The following is a 22,899-nucleotide window of genomic DNA, read 5'->3' as shown; positions in this document are numbered from 1 at the left end:
TCGTCGTCGGATCCGGCTGCTATGCGGCCGTGCTGCTGTGGGCGTAGGACTTCTCGAGGGCCGCGACCAGCGCCGGGCGGTCGACCTTCCCGTGCGGGCTCAGCGGGAGCCGCAGCACGTTGACGAACCGGGCGGGGACCATGTTGCGCGGCAGCGTGCGCAGCAGCCGGGTGCGTACCTCGTCCTCGGTGAGCTCCTCGCGCGTGGGCACGATGAACGCGGTGAGCTCGGCGTCTCCCGCGGGGGTGTGCACGACGGCGACGGCGGCCTCGCGGATGCCGGCGAGCCGGCCGAGGGCACGCTCGATGTCGGTGGGGTCGATGCGCATGCCGCGCACCTTCACCTGCGCGTCCATCCGTCCGGCGACGATCAGTTCACCGGACTCGGTGATGAGGCCGCGGTCTCCCGTGCGGTACAGCCGCACCGCGGTGCCGTCGATCTCGGCCGTCGTGAACTTCGCGTTCTCGGGGCCGGAGGCGCCCAGATAGCCGGCGCCGACGCCGGCCCCGGCGATGCAGATCTCTCCGTGCTCCCCCGCCCCGACCGGGGACAGCTGCTCGTCGAGGAGGTGGATGTCCGTGTTGTACGCGGGCAGACCGACCGGCGGGATGTCGTGATCCGCGCGCCAGTAGTCGGCCAGGTCGTAGGAGGTGGCGACGTCGGTGCACTCGGCGACGCCGTACTGGTGCAGCAGCGTGCAGGTGTTGCCCTCGCGCCGTGCCCAGCCGGCGAGCCGTTCGGCCTTCAGCGCTTCGCCGCCGAACAGGATGTAGTCGAGCCGGGAGAGCGCGTCGCCGCTGCGGGCCCGCTCCCAGTCCACCAGGACGTACAGGGTGCTCGAGGCGCAGTGCACCACCCGGACGTCGTGGTCCTTCAGGACGCGGTAGGCCATCATCGCGTCGAAGTTGCGGCTGGCGAGGAGGTGTTGGGTGGCGCCGCAGAACAGCGGTGTCATCAGGGCCCGTTGGGACAGGTCGAAGCCGAAGGCGCTGACGACCAGGTTGTGCGAGCCGCTGTCGAGGCCGTACTCGAGCTGCAGCCAGTTCATGAGGTTGAACCAGCCCTCGTGCCGTACGGCGGTGAGTTTCGGCGTGCCGGTGGAGCCGGAGGTGAAGACCGCGTAGCACAGGTCGTCGCCGGTGACCTCGACGGCCGGGGCGGTTGCCGGCAGGGCGGCCAGTTCGTCCGCGATCCGGTCCAGGTCGACGAGATCGGCCTTCGCCGAGCCCAGCATGTCCGCCGTGGCCGGGGAAGCGACGATCAGGGCGAGGTCGGGGACCTGGCCGAGCAGCAAGGCGAGGCGCTCCGCCGGGTAGGCCGGGTCGAACGGCACGTAGGCCGCGCCCGCCTTGATCGTGCCGAGGATGGCGACGAGCAGGTCGACCGAGTAGTCGAGACAGATGCCGACCAGGGCGCCGCGGCCGTGCCCGCGCGCGGTCAGGAAGTGGGCGAACCGGTTCGCGCGCGCGTCCAGTTCCGCGTACGTCACCTGCCGGTCGGCCCACACGACGGCGACGGCGTCGGGCGTGGCCGCCACGTTCGCCTCGAACCGGTGGTGGACGACAGGCTTCGGGGGCAGGGCGACCCGCTTTCCCTGAAGGATCATCAGCTGACTCCGTTGTGAAAGACGGTCCGGTGGGCGGGCCGCCGGCTCGCCCCGGGGAGGTGGGCGAGCCGGCTGGTCACGGGGTGGTGCTCGGTGCGTGCCGGATGTGCGCGCCCGCACGGGCAGGTACACGCCGCTGAATCCCCATGGCCGAGGCGGCGTTGACACATCCGGCGCCACGGGGGTCGCGGCCTAGGTCATCGGTGTCTCGAAGGTCTCGAGCACCCGGGCCACCCACTTGTCCAGGGGCAGTCCGTGTGCGGCGGCGGCCTTCGAGCAGTGCTCGAGTTGTCGGGCCGAGAGCTCGACGGTGATCTGGGCTGCCGGCTCCTGCTCGGCCGGCCGCGGGGCCTGTTGTCGATCGGTGTCGGGAAGCGCCTGGGTCTCGTCGCTCTGTGCGGCGAGGGCGGCACGGACCGCCCGGCGCAGTTCGTTGCGCGACCACTTGAGCTGTTCGGCCTTGCGCAGCCAGTAGTCCTGCTCCGGCGGAGCCAGCCGGGTCACCTCGGCGTGGTGGGCGAAGCTGAGGGCGTCGCGTCTGCGGTGGTGCTCGAACCGCCGGGCCACCCAGGCGTAGTTGCGCAGGGTCTGGTAGTCGAGCCCGGTGCGCTCGATCGCCTCCTTGTAGCGCCGCCAGCCGTAGGTGGCCTCGCCGTAGAGCAGCCAGTCCGCGAGCCACCAGGCCGAGGAGTTGGCCAGCTCACGGAGGTTGGCCCCGATCTGCTCCCAGGACCGTTCCGGCAGGTTCTGCGGAAAGGTCATCCCCGACTTCTGCACCGTGGCGGGCGTCCCGGCGAGGGACGGCATGATCTGGTGCTGAGCCGTCGGCTCAGGGCCTCGCGCCGGCGTCGCCCGGTGTGCGCCCGTGGTCCGCGCAGCGCCCGTCACCACATTCACCCGCCTCTCGGATCGATATGCCGAAGACCGCGGTGTCAGCCCGCCGCCATCGCCTCGCGCAGGCTCTTGGGACGCAGATCGGTCCAGTTCTGCTCCACGTACTCGAGGCACTCGGCGCGGGAGGCCTCACCGAAGACGGTGCGCCAGCCGGCGGGCACCTCGGCGAACACCGGCCACAGGGAGTGCTGCTCCTCGTCGTTGACCACGACGTAGAAGCGACCGTCCGCGTCGTCAAAGGGGTTCGTGCTCAACTGGGGCACCGTCCTTGTCCGTCATGGGTCACTCATGGGTCACTCGGAATGCAAGATCGCCGTGCCGGGCGCGTCGTCGCCCCGGTGCCGGCCGCCGGGGCGGCGGCCGTCCGGTCGACAGGACATCCGGCGCCGGTAGCGGCCCGGCGATGCCCCGTCACCGTAGGAAGCGGTCCGGCGGTGCGCCAAGCGCGGTCTTCCTCCGGTGCCCGTGGGGCTCGCCGCGGCCGGGATTCTCTGTACCGCACCACCGGTGGTGTGCCACGATGCCGCGTTCACCGCTCGGTCGGCCTTGTCCGAAGGGCCGTTGTCGCGCCGCCGTGGCGAGGGTCGTGGCCGAGCCGCCCTACCCAGGGTCGTGCCCGAGCCGCCCTACCGAGGATCGCGGCCGAGCCGCCCTACCCAGGGAGAACGATGGTGTCCTCGCAACAAGCCCTGCGCCTGTTCGTCCTGCACCACGCGGGCGGCTCCCATGTGACCTACCGGCACTGGCCGGCCGCCCTTCCCGACCACTGGGACGTGACCCTGCTCGACGCCCCGGGGCACGGCGAGCGCCTCGGCACGGAGCCGGTCGACGACGCGGGCCGGCTCGCGGACTTCCTGCTGGGCGAGATCGAGCCCGAACTACCCGTCCCCTACGCCCTGTTCGGGCACAGCATGGGCGCCCTGGTGGCGTACGAGATGGCGCGCCGCGCCTGCGACAGGGGGCTGACCGGCCCGGTGTGGCTGGGCGTCTCGGCCCGCCCGGCGCCCGTCATGTCGAGGGCGGGAGGCGGGCCGCGGCGATGGCACGCGCTGGCGGACGACGCGCTGCGCGCCCGGCTCCAAGGGCTCGGCGGCACCCCTGCCGGGATCCTGGACGACCCGGCCCTGTGGGCCTTGTACGCCCCGGTCATCCGGGCCGACCTGCGCGTGGTGGAGAACTGGCGCCCCACGCCCGGCGCCGGGCCGCTGCCCACGGTGCTGTCGGCGTACGCGGGCCGCGAGGACTTCGCGGTGTCCCCGCTGATGGCCGGCTGGGAGACGCACGCCGAGCACTTCCTGGGGCTGCGGAGCTTCGACGGCGGCCACTTCTACTTCCTCGACGACCCCACACCGCTGCTGCACAGCATCGAACGGGACGTGGAAATGGCGCGGCAGATCCTGAGGGACCGGTCAACTGCCGTGCAATAGCAGCGAGTTGAGTGCACCACCGAGAACGCCCGATGGCCGGATCACGCTGTTCCCGCGAAAGACCGTCTGCCTACTCTGCCGCCCACGAACCGTACAAGTGCGGATCAAGCCATGTACGGCTGACGCTGAGGAGCGGGGCAATGACGAAACCGATACGCAGAACAAAAACCGGTGCGAGCGCGATGGCGGCGCTGCTGCTCGCGGCCGCGACGCTGACCGGGACGGCGCACGCCGCGCAGGACACTCCCGTGGCCGGCGCTTCCGAATCCGGCACCTCCGACGCAGCCCCCGGACACCCGGCCACCCTGAGCGCCCTGCAGGCCGCCGTGCAGGCCGGCGTCCCAGGAGCCGTCGCGGAGGCCCGGGACAGGAACGGAACCTGGCGGACCGCCGTCGGGGTGGGAAACCGCCAGACGGGCCAGGCACGCAGCCTGAACGACAGGTTCCGCATCGGCGGGCTCACCAACACCTTCGTGGCGACGGTCCTGCTGCAGATGGAAGCCGAGGGCAGACTCAGCCTCGACGACACGGTGCAGCGCCACCTGCCCGGGGTGGTCACGGGCGGCGGCAACGACGGCAGCAGGATCACCGTGCGGCAGCTGCTCAACCACACCACCGGCCTGTACGACTACCTCGCCGACCCGACGTACTACGAGACGTACACCTTGGGCGACGGCTTCCTGCAGCACCGCTACGACACCCTGACGCCGCAACAGCGCCTGCAGGTGGCCTTCGCCCACCCGCCGAGCTTCCCGGCCGGATCCCGGCACTCGTTCTCGCACACCAACGACCTGCTGGCGGCCCTGGTCGTCGAGGCAGTCGGCAGCACGTACGAGGAAGAGGTGCGCCGTCGCGTCATCGCGCCCCTCGGACTGACGTCCACGTCCCACCCGGGCACCGGCACCACGCTGCCGAAGCCCAGCAGCCGCCACTACTCGAAACTCTTCTACGGCACCCAGCCGGACCGGATCGACGATGTCACCGCGCTCAACGGTTCGCAGAACTGGGGCGACGGCGACATGATCTCCAGCGCGGCCGACCTGAACCGTTTCTACGGGGCCTTGATGGGCGGAAAGCTCCTGCCGGCGCAGCAGCTGACGGAGCTCAAGGCGACGGTCGTCAACCCCGACTTCCCGAGCTCGTCCTACGGCCTGGGTGTCGAACGGCTCACGATGAGCTGCGGCACGGACATCTGGTACCACGACGGGGGCGTGGTGGGATCGCTGACCGTCAGCGCCTTCACCGAGGACGGCCGCCGCACGCTCACCTTCAACTACAACGGCGACTGGGAGTTCTCCCAGCTCCTGGCCACCATGAGCGCCGAGTTCTGCCCCGCCTCCACCACCCACTGAGGCGAGACGCGAGCGGCTGCGGGTAGGACGGGCACAGGCGCGTCGACCACGCGCCACCACCACGTCATCTGCTGATCAGGAGAGCTCTATGACTATGCGGGTAGCCGTAGCCGGGGCGACCGGCTATGCGGGAGGTGAGCTCCTGCGCCTGCTCCTCGGCCACCCCGAGGTGGAGATCGGCGCCCTGACCGGGCACTCCAGCGCGGGACAGGCGCTGGGCAGCCTGCAGCCGCACCTGCCCGAGCTGGCCGGGCGGGAGGTGGCACCCACCACCGCGCAGACCCTCGCGGGGCACGATGTCGTCTTCCTCGCCCTGCCGCACGGCCAGTCGGCCGAACTTGCCGCCGAACTGGGCGAGGAGACGCTCGTCGTGGACTGCGGCGCCGACTTCCGCCTCGCGGACGCCGCCGACTGGGAGACGTTCTACGGCTCGGCGCACGCCGGCACCTGGCCGTACGGGCTGCCCGAACTCCCGGGTGCCCGCGCCCAGTTGGCGGGCACACGGCGGATCGCGGTGCCGGGTTGCTACCCGACCGCGGTGTCGCTCGCCCTCTTTCCCGCCTACGCCGCGAGCCTCGCCGGACCCGAGGCGGTGATCGTCGCGGCGTCCGGCACCTCCGGCGCGGGACGGACCCCCCGGGCGGATCTGCTCGGTGCCGAAGTCATGGGCTCCATGCGGCCCTACGCGGTGGGCGGCAGCCACCGCCACACACCCGAAATCGTGCAGAACCTCAGCGCCGTGGCCGGCCGCCGCGTCGCCGTGTCCTTCACACCGACGCTGGCCCCGATGCCGCGCGGGATACTCGCCACCTGCTCGGCCCCGGCACGCCCGGGCGCAACGGCCGAGGAAGTGCGCGCCGCGTACGAGAAGGCCTTTGCCGACGAGGTGTTCGTACGCCTGCTCCCCGAGGGCCAGTGGCCGAACACCGCTGCCGTGTGCGGGTCCAACAGCGCCCAGGTACAGGTGGCGCTCGACACCTCGACCGGCCGGATCGTCGCGATCAGCGCCATCGACAATCTGACCAAGGGCACTGCCGGAGGCGCCGTGCAGAGCATGAACGCCGCCCTCGGCCTGCCGGAGCCCATGGGGCTCTCCACGATCGGAGTGGCACCGTGAGCGTCACCGCAGCGCGAGGTTTCACCGCGGCCGGCATCGCCGCGGGCATCAAGGAGAACGGCAGCCGCGACCTGGCCGTCGTCGTCAACCACGGGCCGAGCCATGCCGCGGCGGGCGTCTTCACGTCCAACCGCGTCCAGGCGGCGCCCGTCCACTGGTCACGGCAGGTTCTCGCGGACGGAAAGGTCCGCGCGGTCGTCATCAACTCTGGTGGCGCCAACGCCTGCACGGGCCCGAAGGGCATCGAGGACACCTACGCCACCGCCGAGAAGGCGGCCGGGTTGCTGGGCGTCGGGACCGAGGACGTGGCGGTCTGCTCCACCGGGCTCATCGGGGTGCTGCTACCAGTCGACCGCCTGCTGACCGGCCTCGAGAGTGCGGTGGGCCGGCTGTCCGCGTCGGGCGGCGAGGACGCGTCCCGCGCCATCATGACCACGGATTCGGTGCCCAAGACGTCCTCTGTCACCCGAGGCGGCTGGACCGTCGGCGGCATGGCGAAGGGCGCCGGAATGCTCGCGCCCGGGCTCGCCACCATGCTCGTGGTGCTCACGACCGATGCGGCGCTCGACAGCGACGTACTGGACAAGGCACTGCGGGACACGACGCGCGTGACGTTCGACCGGATCGATTCCGACGGCTGCATGTCCACCAACGACACCGTGCTGCTGCTCGCGTCCGGTGCGGCCGAAGTCACCCCCGATCACGCGGAGTTCACCGCCGCCTTGCGCGAGGTGTGCGACGACCTCGGGCAGCAGTTGATCCGCGACGCCGAGGGGGCGAGCAAGGACATCGAGGTCGAGGTGATCAACGCGGCGAGCGAGGACGACGCCGTCGAGGTCGGCCGGTCCATCGCCCGCAACAACCTCCTCAAGTGCGCGATCCACGGCGAGGACCCCAACTGGGGCCGGGTCCTCTCCGCGATCGGCACCACCCGGGCCGCCTTCGACCCCGATCGGCTGAACGTCGCCATCAACGGCGTCTGGGTCTGCAAGGACGGCGGTGTCGGCGAGGACCGCGACCTGGTGGACATGGCACAGCGCGCCGTACACATCACCGTTGACCTGTCCGCGGGCACCCGGTCCGCCGTGATCCGGACCAACGACCTGACCGCGGCCTACGTCCACGAGAACAGCGAGTACTCGTCATGAACGCTCCCCCGCCCGAGCCGGGACCCGAGGCCCGCGACGCAACGCTGACCGGGCGCTGGAACAGCGTCATGATGCACAACTTCGGCACTCCGCGGCTGCCTCTGGTCAAGGGGCGCGGCACGCGGGTCTGGGCCGCGGACGGTACCGAGTACCTGGACTTCATCGGTGGCATCGCGGTCAATGCGCTCGGGCACGCCCACCCCGCGATACGGCTGGCGCTGACGCGGCAGTTCGACACGCTCGGCCACGTGTCCAATCTGTTCCTCGCCGAACCGCCCGTACGCCTGGCGGAGCGCCTGCTGCGCCTCTCGGGCCGCGGCGACGGCCGCGTGTACTTCTCCAACTCCGGTGCGGAGGCGAACGAGGCGGCGTTCAAGATCGGCAGACTTACCGGCCGGACCCGTATGGTGGCGGCCGCCGGCGGCTTCCACGGCCGCACCATGGGCGCCCTGGCACTGACCGGCCAGCCCGCCAAACAGCGCCCCTTCGTGCCGCTGCCGGGCGAGGTCGAGCATGTCCCGTACGGGGACGCCGAGGCTCTACGGGCCGCCGTCACAGAGGAAACTGCGCTGGTGGTCCTTGAACCGGTGCAGGGCGAGAACGGTGTGGTCGTGCCCCCTGCCGGTTATCTGCGAGCCGCCAGGGAGATCACGGAGGCGACCGGCACGCTGCTGGTCCTCGACGAGATCCAGACCGGTATCGGGCGCACCGGGCACTGGTTCGCGGCGCAGGCCGAGGGCGTCGAGGCCGACATCGTCACCCTGGCCAAGGGCCTGGGGGGCGGGCTGCCCATCGGGGCGACCCTCGCTTTCGGCGCGGCCGCGGCGCTCCTGACGCCCGGCACACACGGCTCCACCTTCAGCGGCAACCCCGTGGTGTGTGCGGCTGCCCTCGCCGTCCTGGACACGATCGAGGACACCGGCCTGCTCGCCCACGTACGACGTTCAGGCCAACGCCTGCGCCAAGGGCTCGAGTCCCTCGGCCACCCGCTGGTACGCGAGGTGAGGGGGGCCGGACTGCTGTGGGGCGTCGTCCTCGACGGTGCCTGTGCGGCGCGCGTACAGGAGGCGGCCCAGGAGCAGGGGCTGTTGGTGAACGCGGCGCTCCCGGACGTCATCCGGCTCGCTCCCGCGCTGATTGTGTCGGAGGACGAGGTGGAAGCCTTTATCGAACGGTTCCACGCGGCGCTCAAGTCCGTCGGCTGATATCCGTCGGCTGAAATTCGCTGCCCTTCTTCGGTCTTCCACCGCAATCCTCAGCATTCTTGGACGCACATACAACTCGGGCATTCACGCCGCTTCTTCCTCGAGCAGAAGTCCCGCAGCGGAAGTCCGCAGCAGAAGTCCGCAGCGGAAGTCCGCAGCGGAATCCCGGACGGATATCGGCAACCTTCCACCTTTCCCGTCGACAGGACAAACGCGGGCGCCGCCCGGCTCTCAACAGCCGGGCGGCGCGCAAGCGTTCGAGCGGGCCTCAGGTGGCGGCCGAGGTACCCCTGCGAGGCTTCACGTCGGTTCAGTGCATCCTTCTCCTGGAGGCGTGATGGCGCACCAGACCGAACAGACCGCAGGGCTCGCCGGCTCCATGGCGCCCGCGCTCCCGCAGCCACCGGCCCGGCAGCCGCGGGCCACGCCGGACGCACCGCGCCGAGGTCAAGTGCTGACGACTCGGGTCGGCCTGCAGATACCGGCCAAGATGGCCTACGACGAATGGGAGCGCGCCGGACGCCAGCTCGCCGACGTCCTCGACTCCTCCTCCTGGTGGAAGGGGGACTGGATGGTCTACGGGAAAGACCACTACACCGACCGCTACCAGCGTGGGATCCGGGCCGTCGGTCTCTCGTACCAGACGCTGCGCAACTACGCCTGGGTCTCCCGGCGCTTCGACCACAGCCGGCGCAGACCGGCCCTGACCTTCCAGCATCACGCGGAACTGGCGTCGATGACCGTGCCGGAACAGGAGCTCTGGCTCGACCGCGCCGAGGAACACCGGTGGACCACCAAGCAGTTGCGCAATGCCATCCGCGCCGTCCACCAGGGCGAGCAGCAGCGGAGCGTCCCACCCGTACCGAGCCGTCAGCTGGAGCTGCCCGGCAACCGGATCGAGCGGTGGCACCAAGCCGCACGGCAACGGGGCGTGGACTTCGAGCAGTGGGTGGTCAGCACGCTCGACAGTGCGGCGCACAGCACCCTGGACGAGGAGGCCGGCGAGCCCGATGCGGACCTCATCGAGCAGTCGGCCCGGGCCGCGGCAACCGTCCGTGCCTGACCGCCCGGCCTGACCGCCCGCGACCGGGCCGCTCCCGTCATCCTCCGAGCTTGCTCATCAGGGCCGCCGTCTCGCGCCGGTAGGTGCAACCGCTCTGCCCGAACGATTCCCGCACCCGCTCGCGTACTTCTCCGGGCTGCTCCTGGCTCAGCTTGAACATGCCGTCGGCCTTGGTGACGGTGAGCCGGAAGGCACCCACGGCGGGCACGATCTTGCGGAAGTAGTCGAGCGAGGCGGTCATGTCCCAGCCGTTGCCGAACGCTCCCTCGTAGGCGCTCACGGTGGCCTGTACGACCTCGAGCGTCTCCTCGATGGTGGTGATCTTCTCGATCACGCCGCGTACGTGCACCGCGGTGAAGTTCCAGGTCGGGGCGGCCGGCGTCGTCTCGTACACGGTGGGCGAGACGTACGAGTGCGGGCCGGTGAACGTCAGCAGCAGCAACTCGCCGTCCTGCAGCGCCGACCAGTGCGGGTTGGCCCGGTTCAGATGCCCGAGCAGCGTGGCGCCGGGCAGTCCGCCCTCCACGCCGCCGTCGGCCGCGGGGTCGAAGATCACCGGCAGATGCGTGGCGAAGGGCCCTTCCTGCGGGTCGCCGTTGGTCACCGCGAGCGCCAGCGGATTGCCGCGGACCAGGTCCACCATCCAGGACGCGTCCGGCTCACGGTAGAAGCTGGGTACGAACATCCGAATTCACCTTTCGGGAATAGAGTCGGGGACGGGGCCCTGATGCAGGGCAAGGGGAATCCAGAAGAACGCCGACCACGCTACTGACCGTCCTGTCGACGGGACAACCTTCTTGGAAATCAGGGGTGTTCGATGACGCCGGGGGCAATTCCACGTCTTTTCGGTTGCCCGTACGACACCCGGAAGAGAACACTGCAAAACGGTCTCTCGAGCCAGCCGGTCGAGTTTTCCACACGCCAGCGGGAGAATTTTCTATGGACACAACGGGTAGGCCCAGCGAAGAGATCTACGACGTGGTCGGTATCGGGTTCGGCCCGTCCAACATGGCGCTCGCGATCGCCCTGGAGGAGCACGAGGCCACGTCCCCCGAGCAGCCGATCAGGTCGCACTTCTTCGAGCGGCAGCTCATGTTCGGCTGGCATCGGAACATGCTGCTGCCGTCGACGACGATGCAGATCTCGTTCCTCAAGGACCTGGTGACCTTCAGGAACCCGGTCTCGCGGTACAGCTTCATCTCCTTCCTGCACGCCTCCGACCGACTTGTTCAGTTCGTCAACAACCAGGACTTCTATCCGACTCGCCACGAATTCCATCAGTATCTGGAGTGGGCGGCGTCGAGCCTGAGCGACCGGGTCACCTACGGGACCGAGGTCACCGCCATCCGGCCCGTCGCCGACGCGGACGGCCGGCCGGGGCTGCTTGACGTCGAGGTGCGCGACGCCGACGGGACGACCAGCGTCGTCACCGCGCGCAACGTGGCCATCTCCACGGGTCTTGTGCCGCGGCTGCCGGACGGCATGTCAGCCGGCGCGCGGGTCTGGCACAGCTCGGAGTTCCTCAGCAGGTACCAGCAGCAGCCCCCGCACGAGCTGCGCAACGTGGCGGTGGTCGGCGCGGGCCAGAGCGCGGCCGAGATCACCCGGTTCCTCTACGACTCCCTGCCGCACGCCGAGGTTTCGGCGATCCTTCCGTCGTACGGCTACTCCGTCGCCGACGACACCCCCTTCGCCAACCAGATCTTCGACCCCAACGCGGTCGACGAGTACTACTTCGGCACCGAGCGCGCCCGTGACTCCTTCTGGCGCTACCACCGCAACACCAACTACTCGGTGGTCGACGCGGACGTCATCCGTGCGTTGTACCAGCGCTCCTACGACGAGCAGGTACGCGGCAGCCTCCGGCTGCACTTCCGCAACCTCACACGGGTCGCCGAGATCGAGCATCTGGGCGACGCGACAAAGGTCGTCCTGCACTCCGTACTCGACGGCACACAGGAGCAGATCGTCGTCGACGCGCTGGTGTTCGCCACCGGTTACGACGGCCTGGACCCGGCGAGGCTGCTGGGCGACGACTTCGACCGCAACTTCAAGCGCGACGAGTCGGGCAGGCACCAGGTGACCCGCGACTACCGCCTCGTCACCGCGACCGGTCTGACGTGCGGGGTCTATCTGCAGGGCGGGACCGAGCACACCCACGGGCTGTCCTCGGCACTGTTGTCGAACATCGCGGTGCGCAGCGGGGAGATCGCCGACTCCATCGTGATGCGGCGCACCCGGGCGGAGCTGGCCGATGCGCAGCTCGCGCACTCGGCTGTCTGAGCGCCCGCAGTCCCCGGCGCCGCAGGGCGGCGCCGGGGTCGCCGTGTGTCTCCGCTGCATCCGTTCTCGAGCAGTTCACGACGATCCGTCGAGCGGACAGTGAGTCACTGTCCGCAGAGCTCTCAGGCGGTTGCGGGGCCCACGCGTACCCGATCCGTACTGACACAACTTCCCTGCTGATCAGGCCCGGCGCGCGTCCGGGTCCTCCACAGAAGGAATCGTGCCCATGAGCGCCCTTGTCCCGGTCGGTGAACTCATCGCTCCTCCTGCGAGGTTCTCATGACTGCCCCGACCCATCTCGCCCAGCTCAAGGCCAATGCCATCGACGACGCCCTGCCCTGGCTCGCCCGCCACCAGGGCCACACGCTGGTCATCAAGCTGGGCGGCCACGCGATGGTCGACGAGAGCCTCACGGCGGCGTTCGCCCGCGACATCGTCTTTCTGCGGTGCGCCGGTCTGCGGCCCGTGGTGGTGCACGGGGGCGGCCCGCAGATCGATGCCGAGCTCGCCCTGCACGGTCTGACGCGCGAGTTCAGGGCCGGTCTGCGGATCACCTCGCCGCTCGCGATGGACGTGGTGCGGATGACGCTCTCGGGCCGGCTCCAGCGCGAACTGGTCGGCCTGATCAACCAGTTCGCCCCGCTCGCCGTCGGCATGACCGGCGAGGACGCGGACAGCCTGACCGCGAGGCGGCACCAGCCGTGGATCGACGGGGAGCCGGTGGACATCGGCCGGGTCGGCGAGATCGTCGAAGTACGGACCGGCGCCATCGAGGACCTGCTCTCGGCCGGCCGGATACCGGTGATCTCTCCGCTGGCCCGCAGTGTCGAGGACGGCCAGGTCTACAACGTCAACGCCGACACCGTGGCGGCGGCGCTCGCAACCGCCCTCGGCGCCCAGCAGCTCATCATGCTCACCGATGTGGCGGGCCTGTACGAGGACTGGCCGCACAGTGACAAAGTCGTGGAACGGCTCACGATCAGCGAACTGGAGAAGCTGCTGCCGGAGTTGAGCAGCGGCATGGTGCCCAAGATGACGGGCTGCCTCGACGCCGTGAAGGGCGGGGTCGGCGCGGCTCGCGTCATCGACGGAAGGGTTGCCCACGCGGTGCTCCTGCCGATGTTCCCCGGTGACGGGTTCGGGACGGTCGTCGTTCCCGATCCGGAGGTCGTGGAGGTACTGCAGGACAACCCGTTCCTCAAAGCGATGACTTCAAGTGCCCCTCGGTCGCACAGCACCGTTTGAGCATGCCCTCATGAGCCCGCTCCAGCTGCTCGATACGGGTCTGCAGTTCGGCGACCCGGGTCGCCAGGCTCGTTGGGTGCGGGCGCGTGGACGTCAGGGCGGGTGAGTGGTTGAGGATCGCCTCGAGGCGATAGCGCAGGGCAAGGCCCGGCTCGATGCCGAGCGTGCCGATCAGACGGCGGCGCGCGCTTTCGTAGACGCCGAGTGCCTCGCTCTGGCGGCCACCCCGGTACAGGGCGACCATCAGGAGGTCGTAGAAACGCTCGCGCAGCGGATGATCGGCGATGAGCCGCTCCAGGTCGGGGATGACAGCGAGATAGCTGCCCGTGTTCAGCCGGGCCTCGTACAGAGCTTCCAGGGTGGTCAGTCGCTGTTCCTCGAGGCGGTCCGCCTCGGCCGTGCAGATGGGCCCGCGACAGCTGTCGAGCAAGGCCGGCCCGTGCCACAACTCGATGGCCTGGCACAGGAGTTCCACCGCGTGACGCGGGTCTTCGGGCACGGCTGTCCGCCCTTGCGCGGACAGCCGTGAGAAGCGGGCGACGTCGGTCGAGGCATGACCGAGGGTCAGCAGGTATCCGGTGGGCAGCGTGCTGATCCACTCGTGGCCGCGGTCCGGTAGCAGCCGGCGCAGCCGTGAGACATGGGCCTGCAGCGCGTTGGGGGCGTTGGCGGGGGGCTGGTCTCCCCACAGCTCCTCGACCAGGCGGTCCACCGACAGGCGCTCGCCGGCATGGATGACCAGGGCTGCGAGCAGAGCCCTCTGCTTGGGACTTGACGGCGCGAAGCCGACCCCCGTCCGTGCGTCGTGCACGATCACGGGCCCGAGCAGCCGGAACTCGGTCGCCTCGCGCACCGCCGGTCCGGCGAGTTGCTCGACGGTCATCGCACTGCCTGGGGCGACTCCTCGGCCAGCAGCAACGCACGGCTCACGTCTTCGTGGATCCGCTGCGTCACCTGGGCAAGCCGGCTGCCCTGGAAGTAGAAGTGGCCGCCCTCGAAGACGTGGTGGCCGAGGAGGCGCTCGGACGCTCCGGCCCAGCCCGCCATGCGCTGCGGCGGGGCCACATGGTCCTGGGCGCCGCCGAACAGGGACAGAGGTACGGGCAGCGGAGCAGTAAGCGGCGGTGTACGCCAGGTCTCGCTGATCCGCAGGTCCGCGCGGATGGTGGGCGAGAACAGTTCCCACAGCTCGTCGTGGTCCATGACCGAGGAGGACGTACCGCCCATCGCGGTGAGCTCCGCACGCAGGTCCGCGTCCGGGAGCAGGTGGCGGCGTGTGGGGTCACCGTCGGGGTGCAGCGTGCTGCGTGCGGAGATCCCCAGCCAGACGGGCGGGGTCCGCCCGGCGGCCAGCAGACGTCGGGTCAGCTCGTACGCCACGAGCCCGCCCATGCTGTGCCCGAAGAATGCGAAGCGGCCGCGCAGCCTGTCGTCCAGCTCATGCTCGAAGTGATCGAGGAGTTCACCGGTGTCGCTCACGGCGGGCCGCTCGTCGCGCGGACCGCGGCCCGGGGCATCGGGCACGTACACGTCCCAGTCCTTCGGGAAGCACGCCGGCCAATCGCGGTACATCAGATGCGAGCCACCGGAGTGATGGAACACGAACAGACGCAGCCGGGGCTCAAGGACCTTTCGCATGGCGGCTCCCGCGACAGGACACTCACGTGTCCGGATGGATGGCCTGGCCCTGGACCGAGTACAGGGCTTGTCGACGATAGCCGCGGTACGGCGCGGACAGCCGCCCGCTCAAGTGGGGCTCGACGCGTTCTACAGAACGCCTCCAGGCCGAACGAGCCTGCGTACAGGGCAACTCGAGCACCGGTATAGCCGCGTACGAACAGGACCAGAACCGTTCTATCTTTCCACGGACCCCAGACCCATCTGGCTGGTCTCCGGTACGACCAACACTCGTTGCGTACGGGGAGGAAACTGTGGAGATTCAGGTTCTGGGCCCGCTCACCGCCACCCTCGACGGCGTTTCGATCGTGCCCACTGCGAGCAAACCTCGCCAACTCCTTGCGTTGTTCGCCTTTCATCCGGGCCGGATCGTCCCGGTGGGCACACTCATGGAGGAGCTCTGGTCTTCCCACCTGCCGCAGAGCGCCATGACCACGCTGCAGACATACGTGCTGCAGCTGCGCCGCCGGCTGGGCACCGCCATGGGGCCCGACTCCCCCGGCAATGCCAAGGAGATCCTTGCCACCCGGCACGGCGGCTATGTCCTGCAGATGTCGGCCGACTGCGTGGACGTGTACCGCTACGAGCAGTTGGTGGCCGACGGCCAACGCGCCTTCGAGAGCGGCGAGGACGCCCACGCGGCCGAGCACTTCAAGAGTGCTCTCGCCATGTGGAAAGGACCCACGCTTGTCGATGTCCCCGCGGGCACGGTCCTCTCCATCGAGATCCTCCGGCTGCGGGAGTCCCGTCTGGTCACGCTCGAGCGCCGGATCGACGCCGATCTGCGGCTGGGCCGGCACGGCGATCTCGTCTCGGAACTCGCGGACCTGATCGCACGCCATCCGCAGCACGAGGGCCTGCACGCTCAGGCGATGGTCGCGCTGTACCGCGCCGGTCGCCAGGCGACGGCACTCGATGTCTACCGCAGGTTGCGCAAGCGTCTCATCGACGAACTCGGTGTGGAGCCCTCGCCGCAGCTGCAGCGGCTGCACCAGATGATCCTTGCTGTCGATCCGGCGCTGGATGTGCTCTCGGGCGAGCGGCGCACCTCGACGTTCAACCTGTTCGCGGCCTGAGCAGAGGGCGCTCCAGCCACCCTCGAGCCGGCTTCGACGGATGCTCGATCACAGTCCCGGACACTGGCCGGACTGATATCGGGACGGATCCGGAGGCCGGGACCATGACCGTCGAGTTGATCGACACCAGCATCGAACGCCTCGGCCGGGCCCAGGAGTTCGCGGCGCTGCACCGTCAGGCCGAGCAGTTCTACGCACATCAGATGCGCATCCTCGATACGCACGATGTCGCGGCGTGGGGTGGTCTGTTCACCGAGGACGCAACCCTGGACCTGCCTTTTCTGCCCGAGCCGGTGCCGGCGCGCACCGGACTCGCCCGTTATCCCCGCGCCGGTGCGGCGCGCCGGCGGCGGGCCGGCCACCGCCTCACCCACTGGGTGGGCCGGCTCGACCTGCTGCCCGGTCACGATCATGCACTGCGCACCCGCTGTTCTGCCCTCGTGCACGCGCCGTCGGACGAGAGCGGGAGCCAGGCGCTGCACATGGGCGGCGGCAAAGCCCTGTACGTCTGTGTAATGGAGGACGCCCTGGTTCCCAGCCGGGGCGAGTGGCGCATCGCGCACCGCCGGGTGCTCCGTGACGACCTTGCCTGAGCTGCCGTACAGCCCACGCCGGTTGATCGGGACGTCAGGATTCTGTCAGGGGTTTGGTGATGGCCTTGCAGATGCTTGAGCGGCGCACCTTGGGAAAGGAGAGGGGCCTTCGCCTGGGCGCGCCCCGGACAGCCGATGACCACTAGCCGCTTCGCTCGTCCGCAGGACGAGCCGATCGCTGTCATCGTGCGCCTTGGTCCCGACGAGGCTCCCGTGGTGGAGTTGCGCGGGCCGATCGAGGCCACCCGGGTCAAAGCCGCACTCGATGCCCTCTCGGCACGCCGCCCGGGCACTCCTGTCTGGCTGGCCGACCTGCACAGCCGTGGGCCCGGGCAGCACACACTGCGCTTCGACCGCCGCGCGCACTCGGCCCGGGAGCAACTCCCGCTGGGCGCGCTGGCCGACCTTCTCACCCGCGGCGGCCGCAGTTCCTTGAGCGCCCGCCGGCTGACAGCGACGCCGCTGCAGCGTGAACTCCTCGCGGACGCGGACGCGCATCCCGGTTCCGGGCGCCAGGTCGAGCAGGTGGCCTGGGACTGGCACGGCCCTTTGGACGTGGCGCGGTTCACTGCCGCCTGGCACTCCGTCTTCGCCAGGGAGTCCGTGCTGCGCACCGCCTTCGACGGCTGGGCGGAACCCGGTCTCGTGATTCACGAGGAGGCCGAATCGCAGATTCTGCGCATGCCGTACGGCAGCACCGAATGGCCCTCTCTCGTCGAAGCCGAACGGCGCCGCGGCATCGACCCGCGCCGCCCGGCCCCCCTGCGCATCACCCTGCTGGGGGGCGGCCCGCAGGAGCGGGCGCAGCCGGCCCGGATCCTCCTCACGTACCATCACGCTCTGCTCGACGGCTTCTCGATCCGGCTGCTTGTCAGGGAGTTCTACCGTGGCTACCTCGCCGGTGGTGTACTCCCCGGCGGAGAGCGCCGTCCCGACATGACGGACTACGGGACCTGGCTTGCCGCGCAGCGCACCACACCCGCCGACGGCTTCTTCGCGGCCTCCGGTGACTCCACCGATTCCGGTGGCTTCCCGGCCGGTGAACCGTTCTGTGTTCCCCCTCTGTTCACCGGTGGCGGGCGCGGCGACGGACGCTCCCTGCTGCGGTTGACCGAGCAGGAGACCACAGAGCTCAGGCGCTGGGCCGCTCGGTGGGGTGCGGGCGAGTTCATCGCCCTGCAGGCGGTGTGGTCCCTGCTCCTGTACCGCGCCGGCCGGGCCGAGGGGCGGGCACAGGTGCGCTTCGCCACCACCGCCACCGGCCGCACCGTCCCGTTCGAGGGGGCGGAGCTCACCCCCGGCGCCCTGGCCGGTCCACTGCCGCAGTCCGTGCTCGTGGACCCGCACGCCACGCTGCCCGAGCTGATCACCGCGTTGCGTGACCGTTTCCTCGACCAGACCGCGTACGAATGGATGTCGGTGGGGCAGATCCACGATCTGGCCGGCCGGACGCAGCCGCCCGCCGACACGCTGCTCACCTTCGAGGCGGCGCCGCGCATCCTCACCGATTCGCAGACCGAACTCGGCGCGCTCGGTGTCGAGGTGGAGCCGCCGCAGAGCCTCGGCGCGCATACCGCCTACCCGGTCACCCTGATCACCCAGCACGACCGGCAAGGCCGGCTGGTGCTGACCGCCACCTACGACCGGGCGCACCGCCGCGAGGTCATGGAACTGCTCGCCCATGTGGTGCTGCTGCTGCGCGAACTGCCAAGAGGAGCAGGGGAGTTCACCACCGTCGGCGAGGCGCTCGAGTTACTCTCCGGGCTGGGGATCGGAACTCCGCACCGGGCGAAGTCCGCCGAAGCGCCGAGACCGGGCGAGGCCCCCGAGGACGGTGTCCCGCAGGCCGTGCTGCGCCTGCCCGCTCGCGCTGGTGCCGGCACGATCGGTCTGCTGCAGGCGCCGGGCATCTCCCGTGCCTTCTACGGCCGGCTCGCTCACGCCTACACCGGGCCGGAGGAGATCCTCCTGTTGGGGCCCGTACCGGCCGGCGGCCCCGCGGCGGACAGCGCCACTCGCGCCGTGCACGCCACCCTCGGCGCCCGTATCCGTTCCGGTGCGGGGCTGGCCCTGGTCGCCTTCTCCGGTGACGGCGAGGCCGCCTGCGCCATCGCCGCTCTCAGCGCGGCGGATGGCCACCGGCCGCTCGCCGTCGTGCTCGACGCGGCGGGAACCGCTCCCGACGACCTCGCCCGCGCACTGGCGTCCGCCCTCGGACGTGGGCTGTGAATCCCCCTCGGGGCGACCACAAGGAGGCATCCGTGCCTGTTCATCGGCGCAAGGACGAGATGGTCTCCCGCGCCTGGGCACAGGCGTTGGCGATGACCCGCGGGGACGGAGAACCTGCGGAGCTCGTCGCGGCCGCACTCGAGGCGCACCGTGCGCTGTCGCACGGGTTCAAGCAGAACGTCGCGGTCACGGCTCTCGCCCCGAACGGCGCGGTGAGCGGACTCGCCGCCTTTGTCGCGGTGTACGCGACCTGCCGGCAAGAGCATCGCCCGCCCGGACCGAGTGCGGCGCTCTCGTTCGAGAAGCGCTGAGAACCTGTCTCTGCACCTCTGCTGACCTCACTCACGCGCCACGGTGGCGAACTTGGGTGCGCACGGAGTCCTTTGCCCGCGATCCGGGATGGGTTCTCAAAGCCGTCGCGCCCCAGTGGTCCGCCTGCTGGCGCCGCCCTCCAACCAGCGCGGCCAGAACCTGTACGCGCGCCTCTGGCACGTCTACGCGGGCCCCTACCGTATCGAGCAGGGAGGGCCCCGAGTTGGGCCTTCTCCTACTGCGCGTGCACGCTGGTGGCCCTCACCCGCGACAGCCGGATAGCACTTGACTGCGTGACGATGACAGAACTTCCGTCCGGGACACTGAGGTTGATGCGGACTCGGGTGTGGACGACGCCGCTCTCTCCCAAGCAGTCAGGGCTGATGGCGCATCAGCCGGCGAGTGCCTGCACCGGGGCCTGGTCCGCCTACGGGACGCAGGGCTGGCAGTCCCGTTCTGAGGCTTGGCCCGTGACAACAGGTCGCGCACCCCCGGATACGGTGCTCACCCGATTCCAGTCCCGGTCGATATCTCTGCGCCTATGCCGGAGTCGTTGCGTTGACCCGCGTCGTTTCCGTCCTCTGGCGTCATGAGGAGCGGGACCGCTGACGACCTCCTCGCGCGCGATGAGCCGACGGCCGCCGGCCCGTGAGAGGTGTTCCCGTCGGGCTCAGTCGACGGGGGGGCAACGACAGCAGGTGCCCGACGAAGTCCATCGCACTGGTGAAGGAGCTCCAGAGCGGATCGCGTTTCCAGCCGAAGCCCTGCTCGATGTCCCACCAGCCGAGCCGCCCCGTCCTGGTGTCGACCAGGAGCTGGACAACGCTCAACGCAGCTACGGGCACAAGGAAGAGCTTGTCCTCCTCCGCCAGGTTCGCGTCATCCGGCATCGCGTACTTCAACCAGGTCGCCCGGTGCCGGAGGATGTCCTCAATGCTCAGGAGCGTGTACCCGGGCGGGAGAACGGTGGTCAGGCCCGATCCGTCATGCCGTAGCAGCGAGTGCTCAACGTCCTTCGGCAGACGCACCCCGAGCGACCCGTACAGGGCCTCAAGGTCTGCGCGGGTGCAGGCAGCAGGCAGCAGGCAGTGGATCTTCCTGCAGGGCGTACCGGGCGATCCAACGTTCGATCTCGTCCCACGACTCCTCGACAGTCACGCGCCCTCCCCCTCGGCCGGAGGGCAAAGTACCCAACCTTCCATTCGCGTGGACAGCCGCCGGGTTCAAAGGCGGGTTCTGAAGACCCGTCTCAAGTCGCCCTTCGCAGACAGAGCTTGAAGCCAGGGTCGCGTTGTCGGTTTGAGATACCCAACCGCCGTCGCATGCCCCCATGGGCGGCGCCCGGACTGCCCGCTGACCCGCCTGGGCGGCTACCGGCCGTGCGGCAGGCCGAGCGCCCCGATGTCCTCCCCGGCCGCCGCGCGCGTCGGGAATCGCAGGATCGTGGCGCCCTCCTGCTGCCGGCGGGGAGCGTCGACGGCAGGGCTGCGGTACGCCGCGGCCAGCACCTCGTTCAGCACCTCGCCGAATCGCGCGATGTCCTGCGCGTCGGTGTCGTGGTGCAGTGACACGCGGACCGCGGTCGTGATGCCGCGCCCCGGCAGGTAGAGCGGGTTCTCCTGGCCGACCAGCTTGCGCACCACGACGTCTCGGGCCGCGAGCTCCTTGCGCATCAGCCCGGCGGACAGCCGTTCGTGGCGAAAGGCCAGCATCGCGGACTGAACGCCGCCGGGGGCGATCACTTCCGTACCGGGCGCCCGCAGGACCACGTCGCGCACCTCATCGGCCAGCTCCTCGTCCGGGAAGCACTGTGGCCGTTCGGCGAGCGCCGCGTTCAGTGCGACGACGGCGGCGCCGTGCGGCGCCGGCCGCGGCCGGATACCGTCCGAGGGCCCGTAGAAGTCCTTCAACTCCGGCGCGAAGCATGCGAATCCGAGGCCCTGAGGGCCGCGCAGGAACCGCCAGCCGTCGGCAGTGAGCAGATCGCAGCCGATCCGGGAGACGTCCAGCGGGAGCTGCCCGACGGAGTACGAGGCGTCGACCGCGTACAGGCAGCGGTGGGCACGCAGCATGCGGCCGATGTCCTCGACCGGGTTGACGATGCCGCACCCTGCCGCCACATGTGTCACCGAGACGAGCGCGACGCTGTCGTCGAGATGGGCCTGCATCCACTCCAGATCCAGGTCGCCGTTCTCCCGCAGCGGGACGACGGTCAGATGGCAGCGCGTCCGGTCGCGCAGGGCGTACAGCGCGGTGAGCTGTTCATGGCCCTCGTACGGCGTGGTCCACACGCGGTCGCCCGGTCCGAGCGGCAGTTGCTCGGTGAAGGCCGCGAATGCGTCGGCGGCACCGGCGAACAGGGCGGTGTCCCCATGGGGGGGGTGCAGCGCGGTGGCGAGTCGGTCGGCGAGCTCGCCCCGCACCACGTCCTCGAGGTACTCCTCCAGTTCGTAAGGGCCGTAGCGGTCGTCGTGCCGTGTCCAGTGAACGAACGCCGCACGGGCGGCGTCGGGCATCCGGCCCTGGCCGGCCGGGTCCAGGTGGACCCGTGTACCTCCGTGAGACGTCGCCTTCATGTCCGGGACTCCCCTCAGCGCTGGAAACTTTCTGCCTGATGTGTTGGCAAGATATTGCCCAGCGTCGGGAGATTTTGGCAATGTGCATTCCAGCGAGAATCTAGTAAGCGATTTCTTCTACGGAATTACTCCTCCGTGCGGGCCGACATCCGCACGTTTCCCTTTCCCTGGGCAGGAAGTTGCCGGATTTTGCCAAGCGGTGCGGATTTCTGCCAAGCGGCTGCCCGGCCTTATCAATGCAGGTCAAAGGGTCGCTTCGAAGGAATCCTGGGCCAGGATTGCGGCCCTGCACGGAGTTCGGCGGAAGGCTCGATTAAATCTCGACCGTTTCGCGAGAGAAACCCGAGGAACTCTTGCCAAGCTTCTTGGCAGAAGGTTGCCAACGAGGCAACACAAACTGACCAACCAAGGAGCCAGCCATGAACCGCATCGCCCGGATCGCCACCACCGCCGCCATCGCCGCCGCCGCCTTCGCCGGAGTGACCGTCAGCTCCTCCACCGCGTACGCCGCCGACGCCGCGGCCTCGGTGACGCAGTCGGCCGGCGACCCCGGTCTGCCGACCTCCCCCGCCGGCGACCCGGGCCTGCCCGTCGCCCCCACCACCGAAGGCGACCCCGGCCTGCCCACCACCCCGGCCGGCGACCCGGGCCTGCCCGTCGCCCCCACCGTCTGAGCGTGATCGCGGGTACCACAAGCAGCGCCACCCGAGAAGCCCCCGCCGGCCTTGAGCCGCCGCGGGGGCTTCGGCCTTTTCTCCGCGGCCTGGTTTGCCAAGACCGCCCCGGCCGGTTGCGCCACCGCTCCCCTGCCGAGCTGCGGATCAAGTCCCGCTCAAGCGAGACGAGACGGTGGCCCGAGACGTACTTGCCAAGGTGTTGGCAAGAAGTTTCCAAGCCGGAAGGCGCCGCCCCGAGGAGCGAATGATGTCGGTCTTGTCGGTCTGTGATCTTGTCGAGCAGCACGTCCGTACCCGGCCCGACGCACCCCAACTGCGGTCGGCCGCCGACCGCATCGCCACGTACCTGCGGGCCGGCGGAGTCCGCCACGGCGACCGTGTCGCCACCACGCTGACGACCGGCGCGGACGCGGTGGCCG

Annotated in this window: 21 protein-coding genes; 13 read left to right on the top strand and 8 right to left on the bottom strand. The window is 69.9% G+C overall.

The features are described 5' to 3' along the window. Positions 1-19 precede the first annotated feature (19 nt). From ABT367_RS16775 to ABT367_RS16765, 3 genes are all read right to left on the bottom strand, one after another. On the bottom strand, positions 20-1,606 hold the full coding sequence (locus ABT367_RS16775; protein ID WP_352253847.1) for an amino acid adenylation domain-containing protein: 1,587 nt from the start codon (positions 1,604-1,606) through the stop codon (positions 20-22). Positions 1,607-1,798: 192 nt separating this feature from the next. Further along, positions 1,799-2,413 carry an LmbU family transcriptional regulator gene (locus ABT367_RS16770; protein WP_352253846.1) on the bottom strand — a complete coding sequence of 205 codons (615 nt, stop codon included), beginning with the start codon at positions 2,411-2,413 and terminating at the stop codon, positions 1,799-1,801. A gap of 125 nt (positions 2,414-2,538) precedes the next feature. Beyond that, complete coding sequence (locus tag ABT367_RS16765) at positions 2,539-2,754, bottom strand: MbtH family protein (RefSeq protein WP_165329987.1); 216 nt, start codon at positions 2,752-2,754, stop codon at positions 2,539-2,541. A gap of 414 nt (positions 2,755-3,168) precedes the next feature. Here ABT367_RS16765 and ABT367_RS16760 point away from each other — a divergent pair, with 414 nt between their 5' ends. The 6 genes from ABT367_RS16760 to ABT367_RS16735 all read left to right on the top strand — a co-directional run bounded on the left by ABT367_RS16760 (position 3,169) and on the right by ABT367_RS16735 (position 9,812). Then, entirely contained in the window at positions 3,169-3,927 is a 759-nt protein-coding gene (locus tag ABT367_RS16760) for a thioesterase II family protein (protein ID WP_352253845.1), read from the top strand. Positions 3,928-4,067: 140 nt separating this feature from the next. Then, the gene (locus ABT367_RS16755; RefSeq protein ID WP_352253844.1) at positions 4,068-5,279 is read left to right on the top strand and encodes a serine hydrolase domain-containing protein; all 1,212 of its coding nucleotides are present in this window, start codon (positions 4,068-4,070) and stop codon (positions 5,277-5,279) included. Between the two features lie 88 nt (positions 5,280-5,367). After that, entirely contained in the window at positions 5,368-6,396 is a 1,029-nt protein-coding gene (gene argC, locus ABT367_RS16750; protein ID WP_352253843.1) for an N-acetyl-gamma-glutamyl-phosphate reductase, read from the top strand. Further along, on the top strand, positions 6,393-7,544 hold the full coding sequence (gene argJ / locus ABT367_RS16745; RefSeq protein ID WP_352253842.1) for a bifunctional glutamate N-acetyltransferase/amino-acid acetyltransferase ArgJ: 1,152 nt from the start codon (positions 6,393-6,395) through the stop codon (positions 7,542-7,544). Before argC ends, argJ begins: the two co-directional genes overlap by 4 nt. Then, the gene (locus tag ABT367_RS16740; RefSeq protein WP_352253841.1) at positions 7,541-8,749 is read left to right on the top strand and encodes an acetylornithine transaminase; all 1,209 of its coding nucleotides are present in this window, start codon (positions 7,541-7,543) and stop codon (positions 8,747-8,749) included. The genes argJ and ABT367_RS16740 overlap by 4 nt, the downstream gene beginning before the upstream one ends. Positions 8,750-9,086: 337 nt before the next feature. Beyond that, on the top strand, positions 9,087-9,812 hold the full coding sequence (locus tag ABT367_RS16735; protein ID WP_352253840.1) for an LmbU family transcriptional regulator: 726 nt from the start codon (positions 9,087-9,089) through the stop codon (positions 9,810-9,812). 37 nt (positions 9,813-9,849) lie between these two features. Here the strand turns inward: ABT367_RS16735 and ABT367_RS16730 are convergent, their stop codons facing one another. Next, positions 9,850-10,497, bottom strand: a complete 648-nt coding sequence (locus tag ABT367_RS16730) for an FMN-binding negative transcriptional regulator (protein WP_352253839.1) — start codon at positions 10,495-10,497, stop codon at positions 9,850-9,852. A 254-nt stretch (positions 10,498-10,751) separates the two neighbouring features. On the opposite strand from ABT367_RS16730, the gene ABT367_RS16725 reads away from it, so the two are divergent. Both ABT367_RS16725 and argB read left to right on the top strand, forming a co-directional pair. Next, positions 10,752-12,095 (top strand): lysine N(6)-hydroxylase/L-ornithine N(5)-oxygenase family protein, encoded by a 1,344-nt coding sequence (locus tag ABT367_RS16725; protein ID WP_352253838.1) that lies wholly within the window; start codon positions 10,752-10,754, stop codon positions 12,093-12,095. Between the two features lie 279 nt (positions 12,096-12,374). Further along, positions 12,375-13,340: an acetylglutamate kinase gene (gene argB / locus ABT367_RS16720; RefSeq protein ID WP_352253837.1), complete on the top strand. Its 966-nt coding sequence runs from the start codon at positions 12,375-12,377 to the stop codon at positions 13,338-13,340. On the opposite strand, the gene ABT367_RS16715 is transcribed toward argB, so the two are convergent. Both ABT367_RS16715 and ABT367_RS16710 read right to left on the bottom strand, forming a co-directional pair. Continuing rightward, the gene (locus ABT367_RS16715) at positions 13,294-14,223 is read right to left on the bottom strand and encodes an AfsR/SARP family transcriptional regulator (protein ID WP_352253836.1); all 930 of its coding nucleotides are present in this window, start codon (positions 14,221-14,223) and stop codon (positions 13,294-13,296) included. The genes argB and ABT367_RS16715 overlap by 47 nt on opposite strands. Beyond that, positions 14,220-14,978, bottom strand: a complete 759-nt coding sequence (locus tag ABT367_RS16710) for a thioesterase II family protein (protein WP_352253835.1) — start codon at positions 14,976-14,978, stop codon at positions 14,220-14,222. The genes ABT367_RS16715 and ABT367_RS16710 overlap by 4 nt, the downstream gene beginning before the upstream one ends. A 293-nt stretch (positions 14,979-15,271) precedes the next feature. Between ABT367_RS16710 and ABT367_RS16705 the strand changes: the two genes are divergently transcribed. From ABT367_RS16705 to ABT367_RS16690, 4 genes are all read left to right on the top strand, one after another. Then, positions 15,272-16,093 (top strand): AfsR/SARP family transcriptional regulator, encoded by an 822-nt coding sequence (locus tag ABT367_RS16705; RefSeq protein ID WP_352253834.1) that lies wholly within the window; start codon positions 15,272-15,274, stop codon positions 16,091-16,093. Between the two features lie 104 nt (positions 16,094-16,197). Next, complete coding sequence (locus tag ABT367_RS16700; protein ID WP_352253833.1) at positions 16,198-16,686, top strand: nuclear transport factor 2 family protein; 489 nt, start codon at positions 16,198-16,200, stop codon at positions 16,684-16,686. Positions 16,687-16,821: 135 nt separating this feature from the next. Next, positions 16,822-18,915: a condensation domain-containing protein gene (locus ABT367_RS16695; protein WP_352253832.1), complete on the top strand. Its 2,094-nt coding sequence runs from the start codon at positions 16,822-16,824 to the stop codon at positions 18,913-18,915. Positions 18,916-18,947: 32 nt separating this feature from the next. Further along, a complete protein-coding gene (locus tag ABT367_RS16690; RefSeq protein ID WP_352253831.1) occupies positions 18,948-19,226 on the top strand; it encodes a hypothetical protein in 279 nt (92 codons plus the stop codon). Between the two features lie 588 nt (positions 19,227-19,814). On the opposite strand, the gene ABT367_RS41460 is transcribed toward ABT367_RS16690, so the two are convergent. After that, positions 19,815-20,309 (bottom strand): SMI1/KNR4 family protein, encoded by a 495-nt coding sequence (locus ABT367_RS41460; protein WP_434975477.1) that lies wholly within the window; start codon positions 20,307-20,309, stop codon positions 19,815-19,817. 288 nt (positions 20,310-20,597) lie between these two features. After that, positions 20,598-21,803, bottom strand: coding sequence for an aminotransferase class V-fold PLP-dependent enzyme (locus ABT367_RS16685; protein ID WP_352253830.1), 1,206 nt, complete (start codon positions 21,801-21,803; stop codon positions 20,598-20,600). Positions 21,804-22,222: 419 nt separating this feature from the next. Here ABT367_RS16685 and ABT367_RS16680 point away from each other — a divergent pair, with 419 nt between their 5' ends. Then, positions 22,223-22,477 (top strand): hypothetical protein, encoded by a 255-nt coding sequence (locus ABT367_RS16680; RefSeq protein ID WP_352253829.1) that lies wholly within the window; start codon positions 22,223-22,225, stop codon positions 22,475-22,477. Positions 22,478-22,899 lie beyond the last annotated feature (422 nt).

Source organism: Streptomyces mesophilus, from assembly GCF_040300965.1.
GTDB lineage: Bacteria > Actinomycetota > Actinomycetes > Streptomycetales > Streptomycetaceae > Streptomyces > Streptomyces mesophilus_A.
Note: the sequence above shows the minus strand (reverse complement) of the source record. Positions and strands in the feature narration are given on the sequence as shown.